Raw genomic sequence first — 21,656 nt, 5'->3', positions numbered from 1 at the left:
TACGCTGATCTTAGGCCGGTTTGCTCAAATAAAGGGGGTGCCAACAGCCATTTCGTGGCATCGGTGGCGCTGCCTTTCGCTATAAATCTCTAGTGGGTGGCCTAATGGCCACTCTTTTTTTAACTAGACATAAGATTAGCAGACTAAATCATGGAAGAGGATTCTACTAAATGATACAATTATTGTAATTACATAAAGTAGTAATATTTCACATTATTGATTAGTTACTAGAAAGGGGACTGAGATATGGGTTTAGCTGACGATCCGGTCATAGCGATTTCAGGTTTATGGATGAACTATACAGACCGAATGGTGCTAAAGGGAATTGATCTTAAGGTATATAGAGGACAAATTATTGGTTATATCGGCCCTAACGGGGCAGGCAAGAGTACAACGGTGAAGATTATGCTCGGTCTGGTAGAAGGATATAACGGTAAAGTGGAGATTTTCGGTAAGGATATTGCCGATGGAGATGTTTCTTACAAGAAACGTATAGGTTATGTGCCGGAGGTAGCCGAATTATATGATAGCCTCACTGCAAGAGAGTATCTAACCTTTGTTGGCGAGCTGTATGGGTTAGGCCGCGCGGAGGCGGACTACAAGGCCAAAAAATTAACTACACTGTTAGGTTTGGAGAAGTCTTACGATATGCGGATTTCTTCGTTCTCAAAAGGGATGAAGCAAAAGGTGCTGCTTATCTCCAGCATGCTGCATGACCCTGATATTTTATTCCTGGATGAACCGCTGAGTGGTTTGGATGCTAATAGCGTGATGATAGTGAAGGAGATTTTTGCATCGCTGGCAGCAAGGGGGAAGACCATTTTTTACTCCTCACATATCATGGATGTGGTTGAGAAAATCAGCAGCCGGATCATTTTGATTGATGGCGGGGATATTGTGGCGGACGGAAGTTTTGCAGAGCTGAAGGAGAAAGGCCGCGAAGGGACGCTTGAAGATATTTTCAATCAATTAACCGGATTTGATAAATACCGTGATATCGCTGGTGAATTTGTTGCGGTCATGCAGGAGCAAGAGGTATCCTCTTATGACTGATTTCTTCGTGCTGAGGCTGTTGGATAAGCTGCGGGGTGCCTTTATAAGATTTGGAGTCGATTACGACACCATGCGGAGTATTTTACAGATCAAACTGACCATGGACGGAAGAAGAACGCCTACAGCGCTTGCAGGTATGCAGAAAAAGGAGAACGCTAAAGAAGGTTCACCCTTGCGATTACAGTGGATTTATTTACTGTTTGGTTTAATATTAATTCCGCTAACGCTATCCAAGGATCACTATATGCTGCAAATGAGCTTAACCTTTGGGATCATTATGTTTTTTGTCTCCACAACCCTGATCTCTGACTTTTCTTCAGTAATGCTTGATTTACGTGATAAAAATATTCTTTTTTCCAAACCCGTCAACCGTACCACCTTAAATATGGCCAAAACCATCCACGTACTTCTCTACTTAGGGACAGTTACATTGTCGATCACTGGTCCATCTTTGGTATTCAGCCTATTTAAGCAGGGTATCGCTTTTTTTCTGATGTATGCGGTGACAATTGTCTTGTTAGACTGTTTTATCCTCGTAATAACTGCACTGCTCTACCTGATGATCATGCGGTTTTTTGATGGGGAGAAGCTCAAGGATATTATAAATTATACGCAAATCCTTTTGACGATCGGAATAATGGTGGGCTATCAATTCATCTCCCGGTTGTTCAACCTCACTGAGCTTGGCGCTGCTTATCATCCTGCTTGGTGGCAGTACTTTATTTTTCCGGTTTGGTTCGCGGCTCCGTTTGAACTGTTGCTTGGTGGAGCTAGAGAACCCTATTACTTCATTCTTTCAATGCTGGCTTTGATAACCCCACTTGTACTGATCGCAGCCTATATTAAGCTGATGCCGCAGTTTGAACGGAATTTGCAAAAGCTGGCGGAGCAAGGCTCCGGTGGAAAAGACAAGGGCCAGATCGCAGAGTGGCTCTCGCGCAGAGTATGCAAGGAACCGGCAGAGGGGATTTTCTTTCGGTTTACTTGGTCCATGATGAAGAATGAGCGCGATTTTAAGCTGAAGGTCTATCCTGCACTTGGCTTTTCTATCGCATTCCCGTTTATTTTTATATTTGGTATATTGCAGAATAGTTATGATGGTTCCCTTAAAGGTTCAAAAGTGTACTTGTTAATCTATTTCTGCACGATGTTAATGCAGACTGTAATACAGATGCTACGATACTCTACAAGTTATAAAGGAGCTTGGATTTATAGGCTGATTCCTTTACCCGATAGCACGCCTATTTACCGTGGGATGCTTAAGGCGGCACTGCTACGGCTAGTCTTGCCTTTATTTGCTGTAGATGCGGTATTGTTCATTCTGTTGTTCGGTGTGCACATTGTACCTGATTTAGTAGTGGTATTATTCGCCATGCTGATTTTCTCAGTCATCTGCTTTCGTGTTTATCCGCGGAGCTTACCTTTTTCAGAGCGTTATGAGGCAGCCAAACAAAAGGATTACACTGGAGTCGCCTTCATGCTTATGTTTTTGCTGATGGGGATGGCGGGTATTCATTACGTCTTCACTTTATTTACCGGAGGAATTTACATCTATCTGTTAGTTCTGGTAGTTTTGAATCAATGGTTATGGCGAAAGACCTTCCCCAAAACCCCATCAACCACAGGTCACATATCCAACTTTTCGGGGTAAGTGAATGCGTCAAATATGGACATTTTTTGCCGACATAAAAAAAGGGTATAAATTCCAGTATTTTCTTAGACAATCGGCTGAATACAAGGTAGAATACATCTAAAGTTGCTTTTCAGGGATAACCTATAATCTTTACGCACTCTTCCATTTATCTGATATTCGTGTACTGATTTTTTACTTGAGAAATACGCTGCAGCGATTACGGTATTCAAAACCGGTGAAGAGGTTAACTAATGGATAAAATGGGAATCCACTATAACGTTTGGATTGTTTTACTATCATTTGCGCTAGCGGCGACTGCAGCTTATTCCGCGCTGAATCTGATCTCGCAAGTCCCTCGTTCGTTTGGGAAAGTTCGTCGCTTATGGTTAATATCGGGGGCATGTGTACTCGGCAGTGGCATATGGTCGATACATTATGTAGGGATTATGGCGAGCCGTTTTCCTTTTAGCGTGAATTATTATCCAGGCAGGGCTGTATTATCGTTATTGGTTGGGGTGTTGTGCTGCTATTCGGCATTCCGGATTACGTTTGTGCCACGTTTAAGAAAAAGTTGTTTAATAGTTAGTGGTGTTCTTCTAGGCAGCGGAATTTCGGCTATGCATTATATCGGAATGTCCTCCATGAAGATCGCAGCGGAGATTCATTATGAGATATGGACTCAGACATGTGCTGTAATCCTCGTTATGCTCTCGTCTTTTATCGGATTATTTCTATTTCACAAGTTTAAAGACTATGTGGGTTTTAACCGCTGGAAGTTATACTCTGCTCTCTTTATCGGATTTTCGGTGACTGGATTGCATTATACGAGTGTAAGGGCGACTCATTTTGAATATAACGGTCTACTAGGCAATACAACTTTTTTTATGGAGACTGATGTTATTCTTTTAATGGGAGTGTCCTTGGTAACGCTATTTATGCTTGCGATTTCTGGTGGTGCTGTATTTCTGGACCGGCATGTGCTGGAACGGATGGCTTATTATGATCCGCTAACCGATCTTCCGAACAGGCATGGCCTGGTACGTTATTTTAAAGATGAATTTTTCGGGAGTAGATCTGGCGCCGTATTTTTTGTGGATCTGGATCGGTTTAAGTCGATTAATGATACGCTTGGACATGATATAGGGGACTTGTTACTGCGAGAGGTCGCTATAAGATTAAGACGCTCTGTAGGAAGTAAGGGCAAGGTCTTTCGTTTGGGCGGAGATGAATTCCTGATCGCTCTTCCAGATTGTACTGTGGAGGATGCGCAAGAGGAAGCAGAGCACATTTTATATGAGCTTAAGAAATATTACAGTATTCAAGGTAATGAGCTATATGTTACTGCAAGCGTTGGGATCAGTATGACCCCTATGCATGGAACTGACCGCTCAGCGTTAATGAAGGCAGCCGATACAGCTCTTTATACCTCTAAGGATTCGGGTAAGAATAAATTCAGTGTGTTCGATCAGGAGATGAACCGCCATCAGCTGCGACGGATGTCGCTGGAGAAGGATCTTCGTAAAGCGCTGGCACGCTCCGAATTTATGGTTGTGTACCAGCCAAAATGGGATTCGTATATGAACGTTACCGTGGGTCTTGAAGCACTGCTGCGTTGGCGGCACCCTGAACATGGGATAATCTCCCCGGCTGAATTCATTCCCATTGCAGAGGAAACGGGACTGATTGTCCCGATTACCTATTGGATGCTGCATGATGTATGCAGCCAGAACATGCTTTGGCATAAGGAAGAGATAGCAAATGTCGCAGTCTCTATTAATATGTCAGCACGGATGTTTGAGGGCGGGGGCTTATACGATGTTGTAGAAGAAGCACTCACACGTTCAGGTCTAGAGCCGCATTTCCTTGAACTGGAGATTACAGAGTCCATTGCGATGAATAACATGGAAGAGACGGTTGCGCAGCTCTCCAGACTTCGGGCACTTGGGGTAAGGGTATCACTGGATGACTTTGGGACAGGCTTTTCATCCCTTGGTAATTTAGATGAGATTCCAGTTAACACACTCAAGATTGATCAAGTGTTTATTCGTAAGAGCAAGATGCATTCCAAGAAAGCCATTATCAGTAATATCATTGCGATTGCCACCAATCTTAATATGGAGGTCGTGGCGGAAGGCGTGGAGACACCAGAGCAGATTGAGCTGCTGCAATCCTTAGGCTGCAGAGTGATGCAGGGTTATTATTATGGGCGGCCAATGCCGGTGCATGAGCTGGGCCAGTGGTTTATAGCGAATACAGCAGTATCGTAGCAGATGATCTCAATACATAGAATAAGGGGCTAGCGTCTAAGCAGAATATCTCTGCTTGGATGCTAGCCCCTTTGCTATTAAGAAACCTTAAATCGTTCAATCAGAATTTGCAGCTTCTCAGCTAGGGAGGACAGGAAAGCTGCTGCAGACTCAACTTCCTCCATTGCGGCAAGCTGTTCTTCTGAGGAAGCGGATAATGTCTCTGCACTGCTGGCTGTCTGATTAGCGACATTTACGATATTCTGAAGGGTTGTAACGAGACGGTCGGAGATCAGCGAAAGCTGGCGAACCGTTCCTGAGATCTGCTGGCTTTGTGAGGCCATTCCCGAGACAGACATTTCAATCTCCGAGAAGGACTGGCCTGCCGTGGCAATCATTTCTCTGCCGTGCTCCATCTCTTCTGTAGAGCGTTTCATAGTTTCTCCAGCCTGATCCATCTGGTTCACGATGATGTTGACCAGTTGGCCAATTTGTGCAGCGGAATGGGCTGAGCGCTCAGCCAGCTTACGTACGGAATGAGCAACGACCGCGAACCCTCTTCCCTCTTCTCCAGCTCTTGCGGCTTCAATCGCTGCATTCAGGGACAGGAGATTGGTTTCTTCTGCGATGCTGGCAATAGTACCCACGATATTTTCAATTTCTTTGGAATAACCACCCAAGGTTTCAATAATGAGTGCTAGGTCGGTAATACTGTCACTTACGACTCTCATCTGCTGTGTGGTGGAATCCATTGCCTCACGGCCTGTACGTGCTTTATTAGCGTTGCTGACCGCATTATTCATTGCGTTATCTACATTGCCTGCAATCTCTGTGATGAAACGAGACAGGTCTTGTACAGACTTATATTCACCCTCCATATTCTGCAGCTGTGAATTCGCGGTATCGGCAAGTTCAATCGTAACATTGACGCTATATTCACCGGCCCGGTTGGTTTCCTGCGCACTGGCGGAGAGCTCTTCGGAAGAGGAGGCTACCTGCATGGAGGTCTCATTGACCTCGGTAATAAGTAAGCGCAGGCTTTGGGTCATGTCATTGAAATTACGGGCTAATGTACCAATCTCATCCTTGCTGTTGAATAAAATAGGATTATGAGTAAGGTCGCCCTGTGCAACAAGATTGACCCCTTTGGACAGCTTCGTTAACGGACTAATCATTCGGCGGATTAACAGATAAGCTGCCACAATAGCTATAACCAGAATGGAAGCACCGATAATAAAAGGCTGAACAATGATATCTTGAGTTCGGTCTTGAATTATGGAGCCATCGAAATTAATAGCCATCAGCGCAACTATAGGTTTAGATGGATCATGATCCTGATAGATGGGGCCGTAACCTGTCTTAAGTGAGGTACCTTCGTATGTATAAACCTTGGAGTAGGAGGAATGCTTGGACTCAGTGATATGTTGCTTAACTTCAGCTGGGAAATAAAAAGTATCGCCTGCTTTATAACCTCTAGCCTGGAAGCTTGAATCTGCGGCAAGTACTTTTCCGTCTAAGGATAAGATGAATGCCTCTTTAAAAATAGCCTTATGTGCTACAATCCAACCGATTCGATCCTCTACAGCCTCCAGTTTACTTTGATCGCCTGCCAACAATGCGGAAATGTCTGCGGGGTCAATCAGGCCGGTTGTAATATTAGCGCATCCTACCAATTCGATACCTGCGGCTTCGTCTACTTGCTTATAAGCTGTACGGTATCCGAAAAACCCGATGGATGATCCTACAAGAAGTAAGACGACGAACATCATCCAAGTTAATTTAGTTGCTAATTTCATTCTTCGCACCAACCTTGACAAATTATGTTCTCAGTGATAATAGCTCTCACCTCTACGATTATATCGTATTGATATGCTTATAACCTTACATGGAATATAGTATTTCTGTGTCGGAAATTGGAGAATCGTGGAAGTTTGCGCTTTCCATCATGCTTTCAATGGTTTAGTAGACAAAACCATTGAATCATAACCAGTTCTAATGGTACGCTTGAGTTATTAAAAACGGATTGGGGTTGAACAAATATGCCACATCAAATAGATCCGTTAATAGATCGTCTAGGACTATCCATGTGGAGAGTACAGCGTAAGATTATGTCTCAAATGTCTTTGCACAAAGAACTCGGACTTACGGTGCCACAGATGGGTCTGTTAAATATGATAGCGAAAGAAAAGAAGTCGCGGGTGGTACAGCTGGCAGAATGTATGGAGGTCAAATCCAGTGCGGTGACGGTGATGCTGGACCGTTTGGAGGTGCTGGGTTATATCAAACGTGAGCCGGATGGGAAGGATCGGAGAGCGGTTGTAGTGACGATCACCGAAAAAGGTCAGCAGGTGCTCGAAGAAGGACATTTCCGGTCCAAAGAACTGCTGGCGGAGCATTTATCCATACTGAAGCCCGAAGAACTACGCAACTTTGCAGAGTATTACCGTATGATCGAGGACCAGGAGCGTTAGTCAGCTAAGCTTCGGAATGGATATCTTTATAAAAACAGCAGAGCAGCGGTTCTCCTTATTGGAGAATCGCTGCTCTGCTGTTTTTGTTCGTTGGCTGCCTACGCCCTGTAATTTATTGTTTAGGTTGTTTGTCAGGCAACTGAGTGATATAGCTGTGGGAAAGCTGTAAAAGCCTCAAGGCACGGTTATATTCGTCTTCAGTGGCACTCGGCGTTGTTCCATTGTTATAAATAGAGTACTGAGTGTTGTCTTCAAAGCTGTTACCAGGAATAAGCAATCCTGAGCTGGCAATGAATGAACCAGAAGGTAAATAATATCGTTCTGGCAGCAAATTATAAGTCTGACTGAGTAGATCTTGACCAAAATATACGTTATTCTCTAATGAAATCCCAAGCAGACTGGCTGCGGTTGGCATGATATCTACTTCCCCGCCTACTTCGTCAATGGTCTGCGATGCTACGCCAGCACCTGCATGAATAAGCAGAGGGATGTTCATCATATCCGCATAACTGTATTCATGACCATAGATTTCAGTCATCAATTCTTTATCATCATGATCGAGGGAATAAATCGGCAATCCCATATGATCTCCATAAATCATGATTACACTATTGTCCCAGACACCATTTGCTTTAAGCTCTTCTACAAAATGTCCAAAAGCATCATCCGCATAGTTCTGGGAACGGATATAGTCACCAACAAAAGTACCTTCATAACGCTCCGGCAGCTTCATGCGGTATTTTTCTTCCGGAATAGTAAAAGGGTGATGCGCTGACATTGAAATGACTTGAGCGTAAAAAGGCTGCTCCAGTTGGTCCATTTCTTTTAGTTTATCGGCTGTCTTACTGTAGAGCGTATCATCAGAAGCTCCAAAGAAGAAGACATCATCTTCACCAAAAAATTTGCGGTCATAATAATGATCGAAGCCGAGGGAGTCATACAGCTCGCCGCGGTTCCAGAATTCTACGACATTGGTGTGGAAGGTTGCTGTCTGATATCCATTTTCTTTAAGCACGCGTGGCAGACTTGGAAGTACCTTATCCACATAAGACATCGTTGCCGCTCCACGTGGAGGGATGTAGAAGGAAGTGTTAACTACGAACTCTGCATCCGACGTATTCCCTTGGCCAACCATTTGATAGAAATTAGGGAAGTAAAGACTGTCCTTCATTACCTTGTTCAGGTTCGGTGTAATTTCTTGACCGTCTAATTTAAGTCCCAGCAAGAAATTCTGGAAAGATTCCATTTGAAGAATAATAAGGTTCTTGCCTTTAGCGATGCCTTGAAGTGGAGAACTAGCCGCAGTATTAATCCCCTTCAATTTGTTGATGGCATCCTGTGTAATGTCACTTGAATCGACTAGCTCAGGCTCTTCTTTAGCGAAGATCGTATAAGCTTCATAATTAAGAATTCCCATTTCTTGAGCTTTCTTAATTTCGTTCATACTGGCCTTATTAGGCAAGATGTTGAACAAACATAAAGCAAGTGAGACTGCAAACAGAACACTATACTTAAGTTTTCCGCCACGGCGGTGGTTGATATTCTCTTTCTTATAGACCCGGCCTTTTTTATTAAAGAAGAAGTAGACGCCAAGAATAATGATGTCTGTAAAAATCAGCAGGTAGTATGGATCCATTAGTGAGAATACGCTGTTGCTGACGGCGGTGACTTGATTCACCTGCTCCGCTGCATGGTAAGTCACAATAACACCGTAATATTTAAAATACATAATGGCTGCGAAGAAAATGGCTGTCACTAATAAATTTACGGTCATGTAATATCCGAGCTTGCGCTTGGAACCAAAACGTTCAATGATACAGAAGAGCGCCCAAGCAAAGGGGATTTCAGTTAATAATGATTTCCAGGGCAATATATCGTCAAAGATTACGCCCCATGCCAAGAAAGCTTTTAGAATAAAAATTATTGTGAAAAACACAAAAGGTTTAACGATCCACTGTTTAAAGTTAAAGGATGACACAGCTTCGCCTTCTTTCTACATGATAAAACGCCATTTCCCGGCTAGGAAGAAACAGCGCCCAGACAAAATAATTCCATAGTAATTAAATTTATTATGCAGGGCTGGCTATAGAATGTCAAAAATCGAGAACCTAAGTATAAGCTTAGTGAAGCGCGTAAAGTTGAACACAAAGGGTTGAAGCTGACGCTCCTGCTCTCATGCAGGGTTATACAGCGAATTCAGGACTAAAATGGCAATTGGGAACAAAAAGGATATATGGATAATAAAAGGAGGTGATGCTGGATGAGCTCTACAGTAGCTTTATCAGTTAGAACTCTCGTTGAATATGTTTTTCGCAGCGGAAGCATTGAACCTGGCTTTCATGGAACGGGCGCTATGATCGAAGGCACAAGAATTCATCAGAAGATCCAAAAGCAATATAAGGAAGGTGACCGCAAGGAGGTTTATTTGAAAACGGAGATTCCTTATGGAAACCTGCTTTATGTTGTAGATGGGCGTTGTGATGGATTGCTTGTCTCGGAGGATGGGAGCTTTACGGTCGAAGAAATCAAATCAACCTCCGGACTGCTGGATTTACTGGATGAAGGACATGAGGTTCATTGGGCACAGGCGCTGATGTACGCATATATGGTGGCTCTGGAGCAAGAGCTTTCTTCTATTCAGGTTAAGCTTACCTATGTCCACCGGGCCACTGATGAGCAAAAAAGCTTGTACCGAACGTTGTCTTTTGAAGAACTGATTTCATTTGTGAATGACACAGTGGCTAGATATGCTCCATACGCTGAGATGATGGTTCGTCATGATGCTAAGAAGGAGCAGAGTCTTCGGGAGTTGAGCTTTCCGTTCTCCTCTTATCGAAAGGGACAACGTCATTTTGCAGGAGCTGTATACAAGTCCGTCGTGGAAAAGGTCAGTCTGTTCGCTCAAGCCCCCACAGGTATCGGGAAAACAATGTCGACGTTGTTCCCTGTCCTTAAAGCGATGGGCGAAGGACAAGCTAAAGGATTGTTCTATTTAACGGCAAAGACGGTTACCCGTTTTGCCGCGCAGGAAGCCATCTCGCTGTTGCTAACGCAGGGTCTTCAGCTGCATGTCATCACACTTACCGCTAAAGAGAAGGCCTGTTTTCGCGAAGAGGGGATATGTGGTAAGGATTCCTGTCCTTATACGGATGGTTATTATGACCGGATCAACGAGGCATTAATGGATCTGTTAGAGCATGAGACGCTGATGAGCAGAGACACCCTTGCACTGTATGCTCACAAACACAAAGTGTGCCCATTTGAGTTCTCGTTGGATGCAGCCTATGCCTGTGATGCTGTGATCTGCGATTACAATTATATATATGATCCTCGCATCAGTCTGAAACGGCTAACAGAGGAAAGAAAGAGAGAAACGGTACTTCTAGTAGATGAAGCACATAACCTGGTAGACCGGGGACGGGAGATGTTCTCCGCCTCTTTGCTGAAAGCCCCTTTCCTGGAAATCCAGCGCCAATATAAAGAAATGAACCGGAATTTGAGTACAGCCGCTAAATCGGTGAATGCTTTTTTCATCTCCCTTCGCAAAATTTGCAATGAAGAGGGGCAAGGGCAGTGGGACTCGTTCCCGGAGGAGCTGCCGGCTTTGCTTGAGATATTTTCTTTGGAGGCGGAACAGGAGCTTATTAACCCGAGCTCCAGTATTGTCTCACTGAATGGGGAAGGAGAAGGGGAAAATGTCCTCTTGGATACCTATTTTGCAGTTCAGGGCATGCTCCGCACCTTTAAGACCTATGATGAACGCTACATTACCTATGCGGAGGTTCGTAGAGGGGATGTCTATCTCAAGCTATTCAATTTGGATCCCTCGCATCTGCTACGGCAGATGTCCAAGAGCTTTCGCAGTCAGATCCTGTTCTCAGCTACACTTTCTCCATTATCTTACTACCGGGATATGATTGGTGCTGCGGAGGAAGATTACAGTTTAACCGTGTCTTCCCCTTTTCAGAAAGAGCAGTGGGAAGTAACCGTCTTACCTGTCTCCACACGTTATCATGACCGGGAAGCCTCCCTAGTTCCGTTGACTAAAGCACTGAGCCAAATGGTCTCTAAAAAGGGCAACTATCTGGTGTTTTTTCCTTCGTACCTCTATTTGCAAAACGTATATCAGGCCTTTACGGAGTATTACCCTGAAATCCGGACATTGATGCAGGATACTGGCATGAGCGAGCAAGCTAGAGAAAGTTTTTTAGCCGCATTTAGTCCAGATAATGACGAGACGTTATTGGGATTTGCTGTACTTGGAGGGATTTTTTCAGAAGGTGTGGATCTGCCAGGGGATCGCCTCAATGGGGTTATGGTTGTTGGCGTTGGCCTGCCACAGCTTGGTCTTGAACGCAATCTGCTGCGTCAATATTTTAATGCCAGAGGAAAAAATGGCTTTGATTATGCCTATGTCTATCCGGGAATGTGTAAGGTACTCCAAGCCGGAGGCAGGTTGATTCGCAGCGAGACGGATACGGGCATTATCGTGTTGGCGGATGACCGTTTTTTGCAGAGTCCATATATGCATTTGCTTCCCGAAGAATGGAGAGATTATCTTATACGCTCATAAGAGGTTATAATCTACGAAAGGGTATTCATAATCAATCGGCAGGAGGAAATAATATGACAATAAAAGTGGGTATTGTGGGTACAGGTTGGTTCTCTAAGGTACATGCTGATTTGCTGGCAGGGATGGCTGATGTCCAGTTGCAGGCAGTCTGTGGAAGCAGTAAAGCCAAAGGCGAAGATATGGCACGTCCATATGGAGCTGCTGGATATGGTAATATTACAGAGATGTTGGATGCGGAGAAGCTTGATGCTGTTTATATCTGTGTGCCTCCACAATCTCATGGTGCGATTGAACGTTCATTAATCAAGAGGGATATTCCCTTTTTTATAGAAAAGCCGCTTAGTATGACTACTGAAATTCCTGCCAGCTTGCTGCAAGATATTAAAGAACATAATTTATTGACCTCGGTAGGCTACCATTTCCGCTATCAAGAGAATGTTAAAAGGCTCAAGGAAACATTACGTGGTGACAAGATCGGTATGGTCATGGGCCAGTGGATGGGCGGCATGCCGGGCGTAGCTTGGTGGCGTGATCAGGAGCAATCTGGAGGACAGTTCACCGAGCAAACCACTCATATCGTCGATTTGGTGCGTTATCTGGCAGGAGAGGTAAAAGAAGTATACGGCATGTTCGGAAATCGAATTATGCATGAGCAGCATGAAGGTGTGAGTGTAGCCGATGTAGGTACCGTATCTCTGAAGCTTGAGAATGGGATCATAGCTAATATTTCAAATACATGTGTGCTGCCTGATCCGGTAGGAAGTGTAGGTCTTAGTTTCTATAATGATCGGGGATTGCTGGACTGGAACCCGGATCGTCTCTTGGAAGTGCGAAGTGGCAATAGCACCGAATTTGAAAACACAGGAAATCCATATTTAGTGGAAAGTGAAGCTTTTCTGTATGCTGTACGGACAGGAGATCGTTCGCGTATTCTCAGTGACTATGAGGATGGATTCAAGACGCTTAAAGTAACTTGTGCGGCTTACGAGTCCGCACAAAGTGGACTTCCGGTTAAATTCTAAGTTTGGATTCTTAAAAAAAGGACATGCCGCCTTAGATGTGCTAAAGAGACATGTCCTTGGCTCAAGCTGGGTTAGCCTAGTGGAGGAATATTGCGAGTAAAGCTGGCGCCACACCTATGGATAACAGCGCGGACAGAATCATCGCAATACTGGAGATGGTTCCGGTCAGCGAACTAAGCTCGAAGGCCTTGGATGTTCCTGTACCATGCGCAGCGGTTCCCAGCGATACACCACGCGCGATTTCATTGTCAATGCGGAAGATGCGGAGTACTGTAGGGCCCATCATTGTACCGAGTATCCCGGTAATGATGACGAAGACTGCAGTAATACTCGGTACACCGCCGATACTTTGCGAGATGCTCATAGCGATCGGTGTAGTCACCGAACGTGGAACCAGACTGGCTGCCAGATCGCCGCTGACATGCAGCCATTTGGCGAGCAGAATGGAAGAGATCACCGCTGTTATCGTCCCTGACAGCACGCCTGCCGCAATTTCGGCGGCGTGCTTTTTGAGCACCTTGAAGTTTTTATGCAGAGGGATTGCAAAGGCCATAGTTGCCGGTTGCAGCAAATCCGTCAGCCATTTGCCTCCCGCATTGTAAGAATCATAAGTAATGCCTGTGATGAGTAAGAAGATAATCATAAGCACGGGTGTAATGATCAATGGAGAGGTGTACACTTTGCCACTAGAAGCATAAATGCGTTTCGCCAGTAGATATACAGCAACCGTAAGACCGAAGAATAATAGAGCGTTTAACATGATCCTTTCCGCTCCTTTGCTTTGTAAATTCTACTGGTAAGTAATCCGGAACTGGCCATTACAACAATCGTACCCAAAATGACCACCGCGAGGATTCGTAAACCATCAGTTTCCAGAATATTGGCGTATTTCATTACGCCGATAGCAGATGGAATAAAGAACAGCAAGAGCTCAGCCAGTAGCCAAGAAGCACCAACTTCAACCCAATTCAGATGAATGACACCAAACTCAAGCAGAAGAAACAATATAATCATTCCGAGTATGCTTCCGGGAATAGGGATATGCAAAAATGGGGTTACAGCATTGATTAGTAATGAGAATAGGGTGAGTCCCGCTACCTGCAGCAAGCCTATAACAATCTTTTTCATAAGGCTTCGCTCCTTTCATGATAATGAAAGTTTACATCAATTGTTTTCATAGGTAAAATGAATAGATTGAATAAATGACATTCCTTTTGTCTATGGATCGGAGGTTGGAAAATGGATATCCGACAATTAGAATATTTCGTCCAAGCAGCACGAATGAAAAGCTTTACTCGGGCTGCCGAATCCTTATATATTTCACAACCTACGATCAGTAAAATGATCCGGAATATGGAGATCGAGCTGGAAGCTGATCTGTTTTACCGTGAAGGAAAAAGTGTCCGGCTTACAGATGCGGGGGAAATTCTATTCACCAAAGCGCAAAATATCGTGGAGTCGTTCGCCAGCTTGTCTTCTGAGCTGGATAGCTTACGAAATTTGGAGCAGGGCCACATCCGCATCGGTCTGCCTCCAATGGTAGGAGCGAGCTTTTTTCCTTCGGTGATTGGTCAATTTCATAAACGTTATCCCCAGGTTACTATTCGTCTGCATGAGGATGGCGCGAAAAAAGTGGAGGATGACGTGGAAACGGGCTTGCTGGATATCGGAATGGTTGTGCTGCCTGTAAATACAGCCAAACTTCATTGCTTCACCTTTGTTGAAGAGAAGCTGAATCTTATTTTACCTGTTGGACATAGATTGGCCGAGGCAGACCTTGTTCCGTTAAGTGAACTAGCCGAAGAGGAGTTTGTGCTGTTCCGGGAGGATTTCACGCTGCATGATCGGATTATTACGGAATGTGTGAAGGCGGGATTTCAGCCTAAGGTTATCTATGAGAGCTCCCAATGGGACTTAATTAGCCGTATGGTGGCTGCCGGAATGGGAATCGCATTGCTGCCAGAAACCATTTGCCGGGATATGGATCGTTCACGATTGGTCGTTGTGCCTTTGACGGATCCGGTAATTCCGTGGCAGCTTGCTATGGCGTGGCGTAGAGACCGTTATTTATCTTTTGCGGCACGCGAATGGATTGCTTTTGCAAAGGGACTTTTGCGAGAACAGTATCCAAATGAGCTCCCTGACGAACTTGCGGAGGACTCTGAATAAGTAGTAATTCCGTTTTTGTTAGAAGCTCTACAATTTTTCTTTTTTTTGAAAATATGTTTTTTGGTATCATGACTTATGATAGGAGAAGATGTTGATAGAGAGAAGGAGAGAGATGTGACACAAAATCCAAATTCCTCCAAGAATAATCATAGAAAAGATTATAAAGAAGATGAGCTACTTGTAACTATAGAGAGTCTTAGATGTGAATTGCTGGAGGTTGCAGAGCAACGCAGTCTTAGTGACCGTGCTGTTCTAGAGCTCAGTGAGCGATTAGACAGCTATATTTTGCTGGCACAAAATAAGATGATGGAAAATTTGCGCAACCGGAAAGCCGGCATTACATCCTATAGTAGAAGTTCCAAAACCGCCATCACTGTTAGCTAAACTACCAACAACATAGAATTATAATACTATGAAGATGTTACTGATCTAGAGGAGCGTATTAGGCTCCTCTATTTGTCGTACAATCTATTTGTTGTACAATCCATAACTTTCACCTATAATGTCAATTAATAGAATCTTTTCAAGTCAAACTTTGGGGGTGCCGAGTGGAGGGAAAGTTAACAACTATACGCTCAGAAATTGAGAAAAATTTGTCCCGCTCCGGCCATAATCTCGCCTCATTTTCAAAAATTTGTGGCCTGAATCGAGGCAGCCTCAGTGCAATTCTGCATGGAAATCCGCCGAAGCCTATGTCCTTGGGACAAGTAGATGCAATTATAAAAGCCTTTGGTTTTCCAGAAGGTTGGTTATATCCTCTATATGTTGATGAATGCTTCAATGATGAGAAGGTCTCACGCCGTAGAGTGGAGCCTTTTCTGATTCGTTGTGCTGAATTGGGCAAACAGAATTGCATTGATGAAACTATAAGCAGATTATTAGAGTCTACCAAGCCGCTGGATATCATTTATTCTGTTGCTGATAAATTATTCAATAAAGGCAAAGTTCAGGAATCCATGTTTTTTTACAAGATTGTAGTAGAGAACGAGTCGGATAGTTATAGTGAACGTCTCGCGATCAGTCATTATCGTAATTTTAAATTTTTGCAAACACTTGATATGGAGGAGAAGCTACGCGCAGTCATTAGCTTTAGTCCTTTTAGGGGGCGCCTTCCGGAAAATTTGCAATTAGATGGTTTATTGATGCTGACACAGCTATGTTTCGCCCTTCGCAGATGGGAAGAAATGGAGATCTATGCTGATGAGTTGAGAGCTTTAGCCAATGCAGTTTACCGCCAAGAACTGCGGAGGAGCGGAGACAAACGAAGAGAAGAACTCTGTACGGAACGTCCGCTCGTTGTTTATTATGGACACGGATATTTGCTTAAAGCAATTTCGTTGACGAAGCAAGGTCAATATGAAGCGGCGAAGAAATATACCGCTGGTTATGCAGACTTAGGCTGGTTTGAGATGTTGGATGAAGTAGGCCAGCAAGCTGTAGAACAATTCCGATTATTTGCAGTTGGGAACAGTTTCACACTGGAAATGTTGGAGGGAAACGTAAAGGTTGTACCGGACTATGTAGCTTTTTTGGCTGAGCACCCCGGAGAAATATTGCCAGGACTCATTATTATTATGGAATCGGCTAATCATTACAGATTTTCTGTAGACGATGTGCTTAAACGTTTTGCACGGGAAATGTTACGATTTGAACAGTTTGAAGATCCCATTAATATTGACCGATTATATCGGTTGTACTATCAAATTGCCATGTATCTAATAAACAATGGACAATATATTACGGGTGTGGACTATATCATACAGTCTTTAGAGTTATCTATTAAGACTAATAATGGAATAGACTTCATTAAGTGCGTGACCTTGTTTGAGACCAATAGGGACTATGCAACTCTGAATCAACAGGAGAAATACAGAAAGCTGATAAGGGAGGTGAGAAAAGATGAAAAAATCACTATTGATGATGGCAGGCATTTTAGCATTGTTTAGCTTCATCATTATCGGCCCAGTTGGTTCCGGAAGTAACGGACCAATCACAACTTATGAGCACGGAGCAGGATTCTAAAGGTTATCCTTGGCAATATTCTATATACAGATACATATACGCATAACTACTCCCTTGCACTCGTGCTAGGGAGTTTTCTTTTTCGTAATAATTGATAGCGCATTCATAATTTGACAAAGCAATCTGGCGAAAATATAATTAGGTAGCCTAAATAATATAGTGTTTAATAATTAGTTGACCTAACTAAAATAGAGGTGAAGGAAATTGGGATAAACGGAGGAAATACAGAAAATACTGAAAATTCAGTCGCACACGGGCTTTTTGCGGCGATGAAACGCCTGCACAAAGCTCAATGGCAAAAGGGCGTTGAAGGCCACAAGCCAAGTGAGATGACTTTAATGATATGCATTGAAAAATGGAATCATTCTGATGAAGAGGGTCTCAAGGTGTCTGAAATCAGCCGACTACTTGGATTCACTCCTCCTACCATCACGCAGCTGATTAACAGTCTTGAAGCGAAACAGATGGTGGAAAGACGCGCGGATCCTTCGGATCGAAGAGTTGTACGCGTGAAATTAACGGAAAGTGGAAAAGAACTCACACGAAAAGCAGAACATTATCGTGATGTGATGCTTGATAAGCTTGTGCAACACTTAGGCGAAAAAGACACTAAACAGCTCACAGAGCTATTGCTTAAGGTACATGAATACGTTGAGGATAATCCACCACCTGATTGGGATAGGCTACAAATGAACGGAGATGAGAAGCTTGATTAAATTATTTAAACAACTGAAGCCTTTTAGGGTAGCTATTGGTGCTGTATTAATCCTTGTATTTTTGCAGTCCATGGGCGATTTATACCTTCCTACTCTGATGTCCGACATCGTCGACAAAGGGATTGTTCAAGGAGATCGCGCTTATATTTGGAAAATAGGTAGTTTCATGCTCCTGGTTGCAGGTGGCGGTGCTTTATGTTCGGTAATTGCCAGTTACTTATCGGCAAAAGTAGCAGCCGGGTTTGGTAAGCTCACCCGTGCACGAGTATTTAACCATGTAGAAAATTTTACGCTGCATGAATTCGATAAGCTGGGTACAGCTTCCTTGATTACACGTACAACAAATGATATTACACAAGTTCAAACGGTACTTACTATGATGTTGCGCATGATGATCGGAGCACCGATGATGATGATTGGTGGTATCATCATGGCAGTATCTGAAGATGCTAAATTATCATTGATTTTTGTAGTCGTTATTCCTGTACTTGTAGGGGCGATCTTCTTTATTGGGATGAAGGGTCTGCCACTGTTTAAAGCCATTCAGATTAAGCTTGATAAATTAAACCTGGTGCTGCGTGAGCATCTGACAGGTATTCGTGTTATTCGTTCTTTTAACCGGATTGATCATGAGAATAGACGTTTCACCGAAGCTAACCGTGATCTTACGGATACAGCTATCAAGGTCAATAAAATTATGGCCGGCCTGATGCCGCTGATGATGATTGTAATGAACTTTTCTATGATTGCTATTCTTTATTTTGGTGGAATACGAATTGGTGATGGCGACTTGCAAGTTGGGTCCCTGATGGCATTTATCCAATATGCAATGCAAATTATGTTCTCTCTGATTATGGTATCGATGATGTTCGTGTTAATTCCGCGTGCTTCAGCTTCAGCCGTGCGTATCAATGAGGTACTGGATATGCAGCCTGAATTTACTGATCCTACTGAGAGTGAACTGCATACAACAGCTCAAGCTACTAAAAAAGACGGACGCGATTCTTTGCGTGGTTTTGTTGAGTTTGAGAATGTATCTTTTTCCTATCCAGGGGCAGAACAGCCTGCACTTTCGAAAATTAGCTTTAGTGCTCGTCCGGGTGAAGTTACCGCGATTATCGGGGGTACCGGATCGGGTAAATCTACACTGCTTAGCCTGATTCCAAGATTCTATGATGTTAATGAAGGTGCTGTACGCGTAGACGGAGTGGATGTACGTGAGATGACACAGGAAGAGCTGCGGAGCAAAATCGGTTACATCCCACAAAAAGCAGTATTGTTCTCGGGTACGATTAATGAGAACATCCGCTACGGTAAAGAGGATGCTACGGATGAAGAAATCATTCATGCATCTAAGGTGGCTCAAGCCTACGATTTCGTATCCGCGATGAAGGATGGGTTTGACTCGGAAATTGCTCAGGGCGGGAATAACGTCTCAGGTGGTCAGAAACAGCGGTTGTCCATTGCTCGGGCGCTTGTGAGAAAACCTGAGGTTTATCTGTTTGACGATAGCTTCTCAGCTCTTGATTTCAAGACAGATGCCAAACTTCGCGCGGCTCTCAAATCTGAAACTACGGAATCCACCGTATTGATCGTAGCTCAACGGGTTAGCACCGTTATGGATGCGGACCGGATTATTGTAATTGATGAGGGTGAAATTGCTGGAATGGGCACTCACCGTGAACTGCTCGAGAGCAGTGATGTGTACCGCGAGATCGTATCCTCGCAGCTGTCAGAGGAGGAAATAGCATGAGTGAACAAAACAGAGAACATAAACCTGCAGCTCCCCGCGGCCATAAAGGTCCGGGTGGACCGGGTGGTCCTGGAATGAGGATGCCGGCAGAAAAAGCTAAAGATTTTAAAGGTACACTTCGTCGCCTAATCAAATACTTGCGCCCGCGTATGGTTCAATTGATTATTGTACTAATTATGGCGATTGCCAGTACGGTGTTCAGTATCTTCAGTCCAAAAGTTATGGGTAAAGCTACAACCAAACTGTTCGAAGGTGCTTACGGTAAACTGATGGGTGTAGAGGGTGCCTCCATTGATTTTGGATATATTAATGATATTCTGATCCTGCTCGCGGGATTGTATCTGCTTAGTGCTCTGTTTAGTTACATTCAGCAGTATGTAATGGCTGGTGTAGCGCAGAAGGTAGTTTATGACATGCGTGAGCAGATCAACAGCAAGCTGGAGCGTTTACCTTTAAAATATTTTGACTCCCGTACACACGGGGAAATTCTTAGCCGTGCTACGAATGACGTGGATAACATCAGTACCACGTTGCAGCAAAGTTTAACGCAGCTAATTACTTCAATCGTCACTATTATTGGTGTTATTGTGATGATGCTTACCATCAGCCCATGGCTGACGTTAATCACGATTACTACGTTGCCACTCAGCTTTATTGTGATTATGGCGATCTCTAAACGTTCGCAGACTTATTTTGTGAGACAGCAGAAATCGCTTGGCCAGTTGAATGGTCATGTAGAGGAAATGTATACGGGGCACCGGATTATTAAAGCTTTCGGCCGCGAACCGCAGTCGCTTAAAGATTTTGATGAAATAAATGATAAGCTTTATGATTCTGGCTGGCGGTCTCAATTTATGTCAGGTATGATTATGCCGCTTATGATGTTTATCGGTAACTTGGGTTATGTGCTTATCTGTGTTGTGGGTGGTATTTTTGTTACTAAAAAAATGATTGATGTCGGGGATATTCAAGCCTTCATTCAATATTCACGTCAGTTCACCCAGCCGATTGCACAAACGGCTAATATTGCTAACATTATTCAATCCACCATTGCTTCCGCAGAACGTGTATTTGAACTTCTGGATGAAGAAGAGGAAGTTAAGGAAGTTAATACTACACTTGTGAAGCTTGATGAAGGTGCTCCGGAAGGTTCCGTTGAGTTCCGTCATGTGAAATTCGGCTATAAAGAGGATGCTATTCTGATTGAGGACATGAATATTGAGGTTAGTCCAGGTCAGACTATAGCGATTGTCGGTCCTACTGGTGCTGGTAAAACCACTTTGATTAACCTGCTGATGCGCTTCTACGAGCTTAACGACGGGGAAATTATCATTGATGGCGTCAACATTACCGACATGAAACGGAGTGACCTACGTAGCAAGTTTGGTATGGTGCTTCAGGATACCTGGCTCTTTAACGGTACGATTCGTGACAACATTGCTTACGGTCGTGAAGGTGCATCTGAAGCTGATGTGGTGCGGGCTGCCAAAGCTGCACATGCCGATCACTTTATCCGCACACTTCCGCTTGGCTACAATACGGTGTTAAATGAAGAAGCTTCTAATATTTCACAAGGACAGAAGCAGTTGATTACTATTGCTCGCGCTATTCTGGCCGATCCATCGATCCTTATTCTTGATGAAGCAACGAGCAGTGTCGATACACGGACTGAATTGCTGATTCAAAAAGCGATGAATGCGCTGATGCAAAACAGAACCAGCTTCGTTATTGCCCATCGTCTCTCGACGATTCGTGATGCGGATCTCATCCTTGTCATGAATCAAGGTAGTGTAATCGAGAAAGGCAACCACGAAGAACTGCTGGCCCAAGGCGGATTCTATGCGGATCTCTATAACAGTCAGTTCTCTGAAGGAGATTTGGACGTAGGCTAAATTGAAGTGAAGAAAAAAGTATAGATAACCCATAAACCCCTCTTTTCACATGTTGCTGATTTTTTATGTGAAGAGAGGGGTATTTTATATGTGATGATGTGTTTTA

Annotated in this window: 16 protein-coding genes; 12 read left to right on the top strand and 4 right to left on the bottom strand. The window is 43.8% G+C overall.

The features are described 5' to 3' along the window. Nucleotides 1-246: 246 nt before the first annotated feature. From MHI51_RS29035 to MHI51_RS29025, 3 genes are all read left to right on the top strand, one after another. Entirely contained in the window at nt 247-1,053 is an 807-nt protein-coding gene (locus MHI51_RS29035; protein ID WP_036682032.1) for an ABC transporter ATP-binding protein, read from the top strand. After that, the gene (locus MHI51_RS29030; protein WP_076220347.1) at nt 1,046-2,704 is read left to right on the top strand and encodes a hypothetical protein; all 1,659 of its coding nucleotides are present in this window, start codon (nt 1,046-1,048) and stop codon (nt 2,702-2,704) included. Before MHI51_RS29035 ends, MHI51_RS29030 begins: the two co-directional genes overlap by 8 nt. A 233-nt stretch (nt 2,705-2,937) precedes the next feature. Beyond that, the gene (locus MHI51_RS29025) at nt 2,938-4,953 is read left to right on the top strand and encodes an EAL domain-containing protein (RefSeq protein ID WP_038573706.1); all 2,016 of its coding nucleotides are present in this window, start codon (nt 2,938-2,940) and stop codon (nt 4,951-4,953) included. Between the two features lie 77 nt (nt 4,954-5,030). Here MHI51_RS29025 and MHI51_RS29020 read toward each other — a convergent pair whose 3' ends face one another. Continuing rightward, nucleotides 5,031-6,728, bottom strand: coding sequence for a methyl-accepting chemotaxis protein (locus MHI51_RS29020; protein WP_405173432.1), 1,698 nt, complete (start codon nt 6,726-6,728; stop codon nt 5,031-5,033). A gap of 243 nt (nt 6,729-6,971) precedes the next feature. Here MHI51_RS29020 and MHI51_RS29015 point away from each other — a divergent pair, with 243 nt between their 5' ends. Continuing rightward, the gene (locus MHI51_RS29015) at nt 6,972-7,403 is read left to right on the top strand and encodes a MarR family winged helix-turn-helix transcriptional regulator (RefSeq protein ID WP_081383619.1); all 432 of its coding nucleotides are present in this window, start codon (nt 6,972-6,974) and stop codon (nt 7,401-7,403) included. A 112-nt stretch (nt 7,404-7,515) separates the two neighbouring features. Here MHI51_RS29015 and MHI51_RS29010 read toward each other — a convergent pair whose 3' ends face one another. Then, complete coding sequence (locus MHI51_RS29010) at nt 7,516-9,381, bottom strand: LTA synthase family protein (RefSeq protein ID WP_405173431.1); 1,866 nt, start codon at nt 9,379-9,381, stop codon at nt 7,516-7,518. 282 nt (nt 9,382-9,663) lie between these two features. Here MHI51_RS29010 and MHI51_RS29005 point away from each other — a divergent pair, with 282 nt between their 5' ends. Together MHI51_RS29005 and MHI51_RS29000 are read left to right on the top strand one after the other, a co-directional pair. Next, nucleotides 9,664-11,976 (top strand): helicase C-terminal domain-containing protein, encoded by a 2,313-nt coding sequence (locus tag MHI51_RS29005; RefSeq protein WP_076276245.1) that lies wholly within the window; start codon nt 9,664-9,666, stop codon nt 11,974-11,976. Between the two features lie 53 nt (nt 11,977-12,029). After that, nucleotides 12,030-12,998 carry a Gfo/Idh/MocA family protein gene (locus MHI51_RS29000; RefSeq protein ID WP_076276244.1) on the top strand — a complete coding sequence of 323 codons (969 nt, stop codon included), beginning with the start codon at nt 12,030-12,032 and terminating at the stop codon, nt 12,996-12,998. 76 nt (nt 12,999-13,074) lie between these two features. On the opposite strand, the gene MHI51_RS28995 is transcribed toward MHI51_RS29000, so the two are convergent. Together MHI51_RS28995 and MHI51_RS28990 are read right to left on the bottom strand one after the other, a co-directional pair. Beyond that, nucleotides 13,075-13,758 carry a CidB/LrgB family autolysis modulator gene (locus MHI51_RS28995; protein ID WP_076123999.1) on the bottom strand — a complete coding sequence of 228 codons (684 nt, stop codon included), beginning with the start codon at nt 13,756-13,758 and terminating at the stop codon, nt 13,075-13,077. Next, entirely contained in the window at nt 13,752-14,126 is a 375-nt protein-coding gene (locus MHI51_RS28990; RefSeq protein ID WP_076123997.1) for a CidA/LrgA family protein, read from the bottom strand. Before MHI51_RS28990 ends, MHI51_RS28995 begins: the two co-directional genes overlap by 7 nt. Before the next feature lie 111 nt (nt 14,127-14,237). Between MHI51_RS28990 and cidR the strand changes: the two genes are divergently transcribed. The 6 genes from cidR to MHI51_RS28960 all read left to right on the top strand — a co-directional run bounded on the left by cidR (nt 14,238) and on the right by MHI51_RS28960 (nt 21,550). Continuing rightward, nucleotides 14,238-15,167: a cidABC operon transcriptional activator CidR gene (gene cidR, locus MHI51_RS28985; protein ID WP_076219737.1), complete on the top strand. Its 930-nt coding sequence runs from the start codon at nt 14,238-14,240 to the stop codon at nt 15,165-15,167. Nucleotides 15,168-15,281: 114 nt separating this feature from the next. Next, nucleotides 15,282-15,551, top strand: coding sequence for an aspartyl-phosphate phosphatase Spo0E family protein (locus tag MHI51_RS28980; RefSeq protein WP_076099698.1), 270 nt, complete (start codon nt 15,282-15,284; stop codon nt 15,549-15,551). Between the two features lie 164 nt (nt 15,552-15,715). Next, a complete protein-coding gene (locus tag MHI51_RS28975; protein WP_076105042.1) occupies nt 15,716-17,113 on the top strand; it encodes a DNA-binding protein in 1,398 nt (465 codons plus the stop codon). 345 nt (nt 17,114-17,458) lie between these two features. Then, nucleotides 17,459-17,905 carry a MarR family winged helix-turn-helix transcriptional regulator gene (locus MHI51_RS28970; protein ID WP_076124352.1) on the top strand — a complete coding sequence of 149 codons (447 nt, stop codon included), beginning with the start codon at nt 17,459-17,461 and terminating at the stop codon, nt 17,903-17,905. After that, entirely contained in the window at nt 17,898-19,658 is a 1,761-nt protein-coding gene (locus tag MHI51_RS28965; protein ID WP_076123992.1) for an ABC transporter ATP-binding protein, read from the top strand. The genes MHI51_RS28970 and MHI51_RS28965 overlap by 8 nt, the downstream gene beginning before the upstream one ends. Then, entirely contained in the window at nt 19,655-21,550 is a 1,896-nt protein-coding gene (locus MHI51_RS28960) for an ABC transporter ATP-binding protein (protein WP_076123991.1), read from the top strand. Before MHI51_RS28965 ends, MHI51_RS28960 begins: the two co-directional genes overlap by 4 nt. The last annotated feature ends 106 nt before the right edge of the window (nt 21,551-21,656 follow it).

The organism is Paenibacillus sp. FSL H8-0260, assembly GCF_045040625.1.
Classification (GTDB): Bacteria; Bacillota; Bacilli; order Paenibacillales; family Paenibacillaceae; genus Paenibacillus_AQ; species Paenibacillus_AQ odorifer.
The sequence above is the reverse complement of the archived record's forward strand: the minus strand, read 5'-3'. Positions and strand labels throughout refer to the sequence as shown.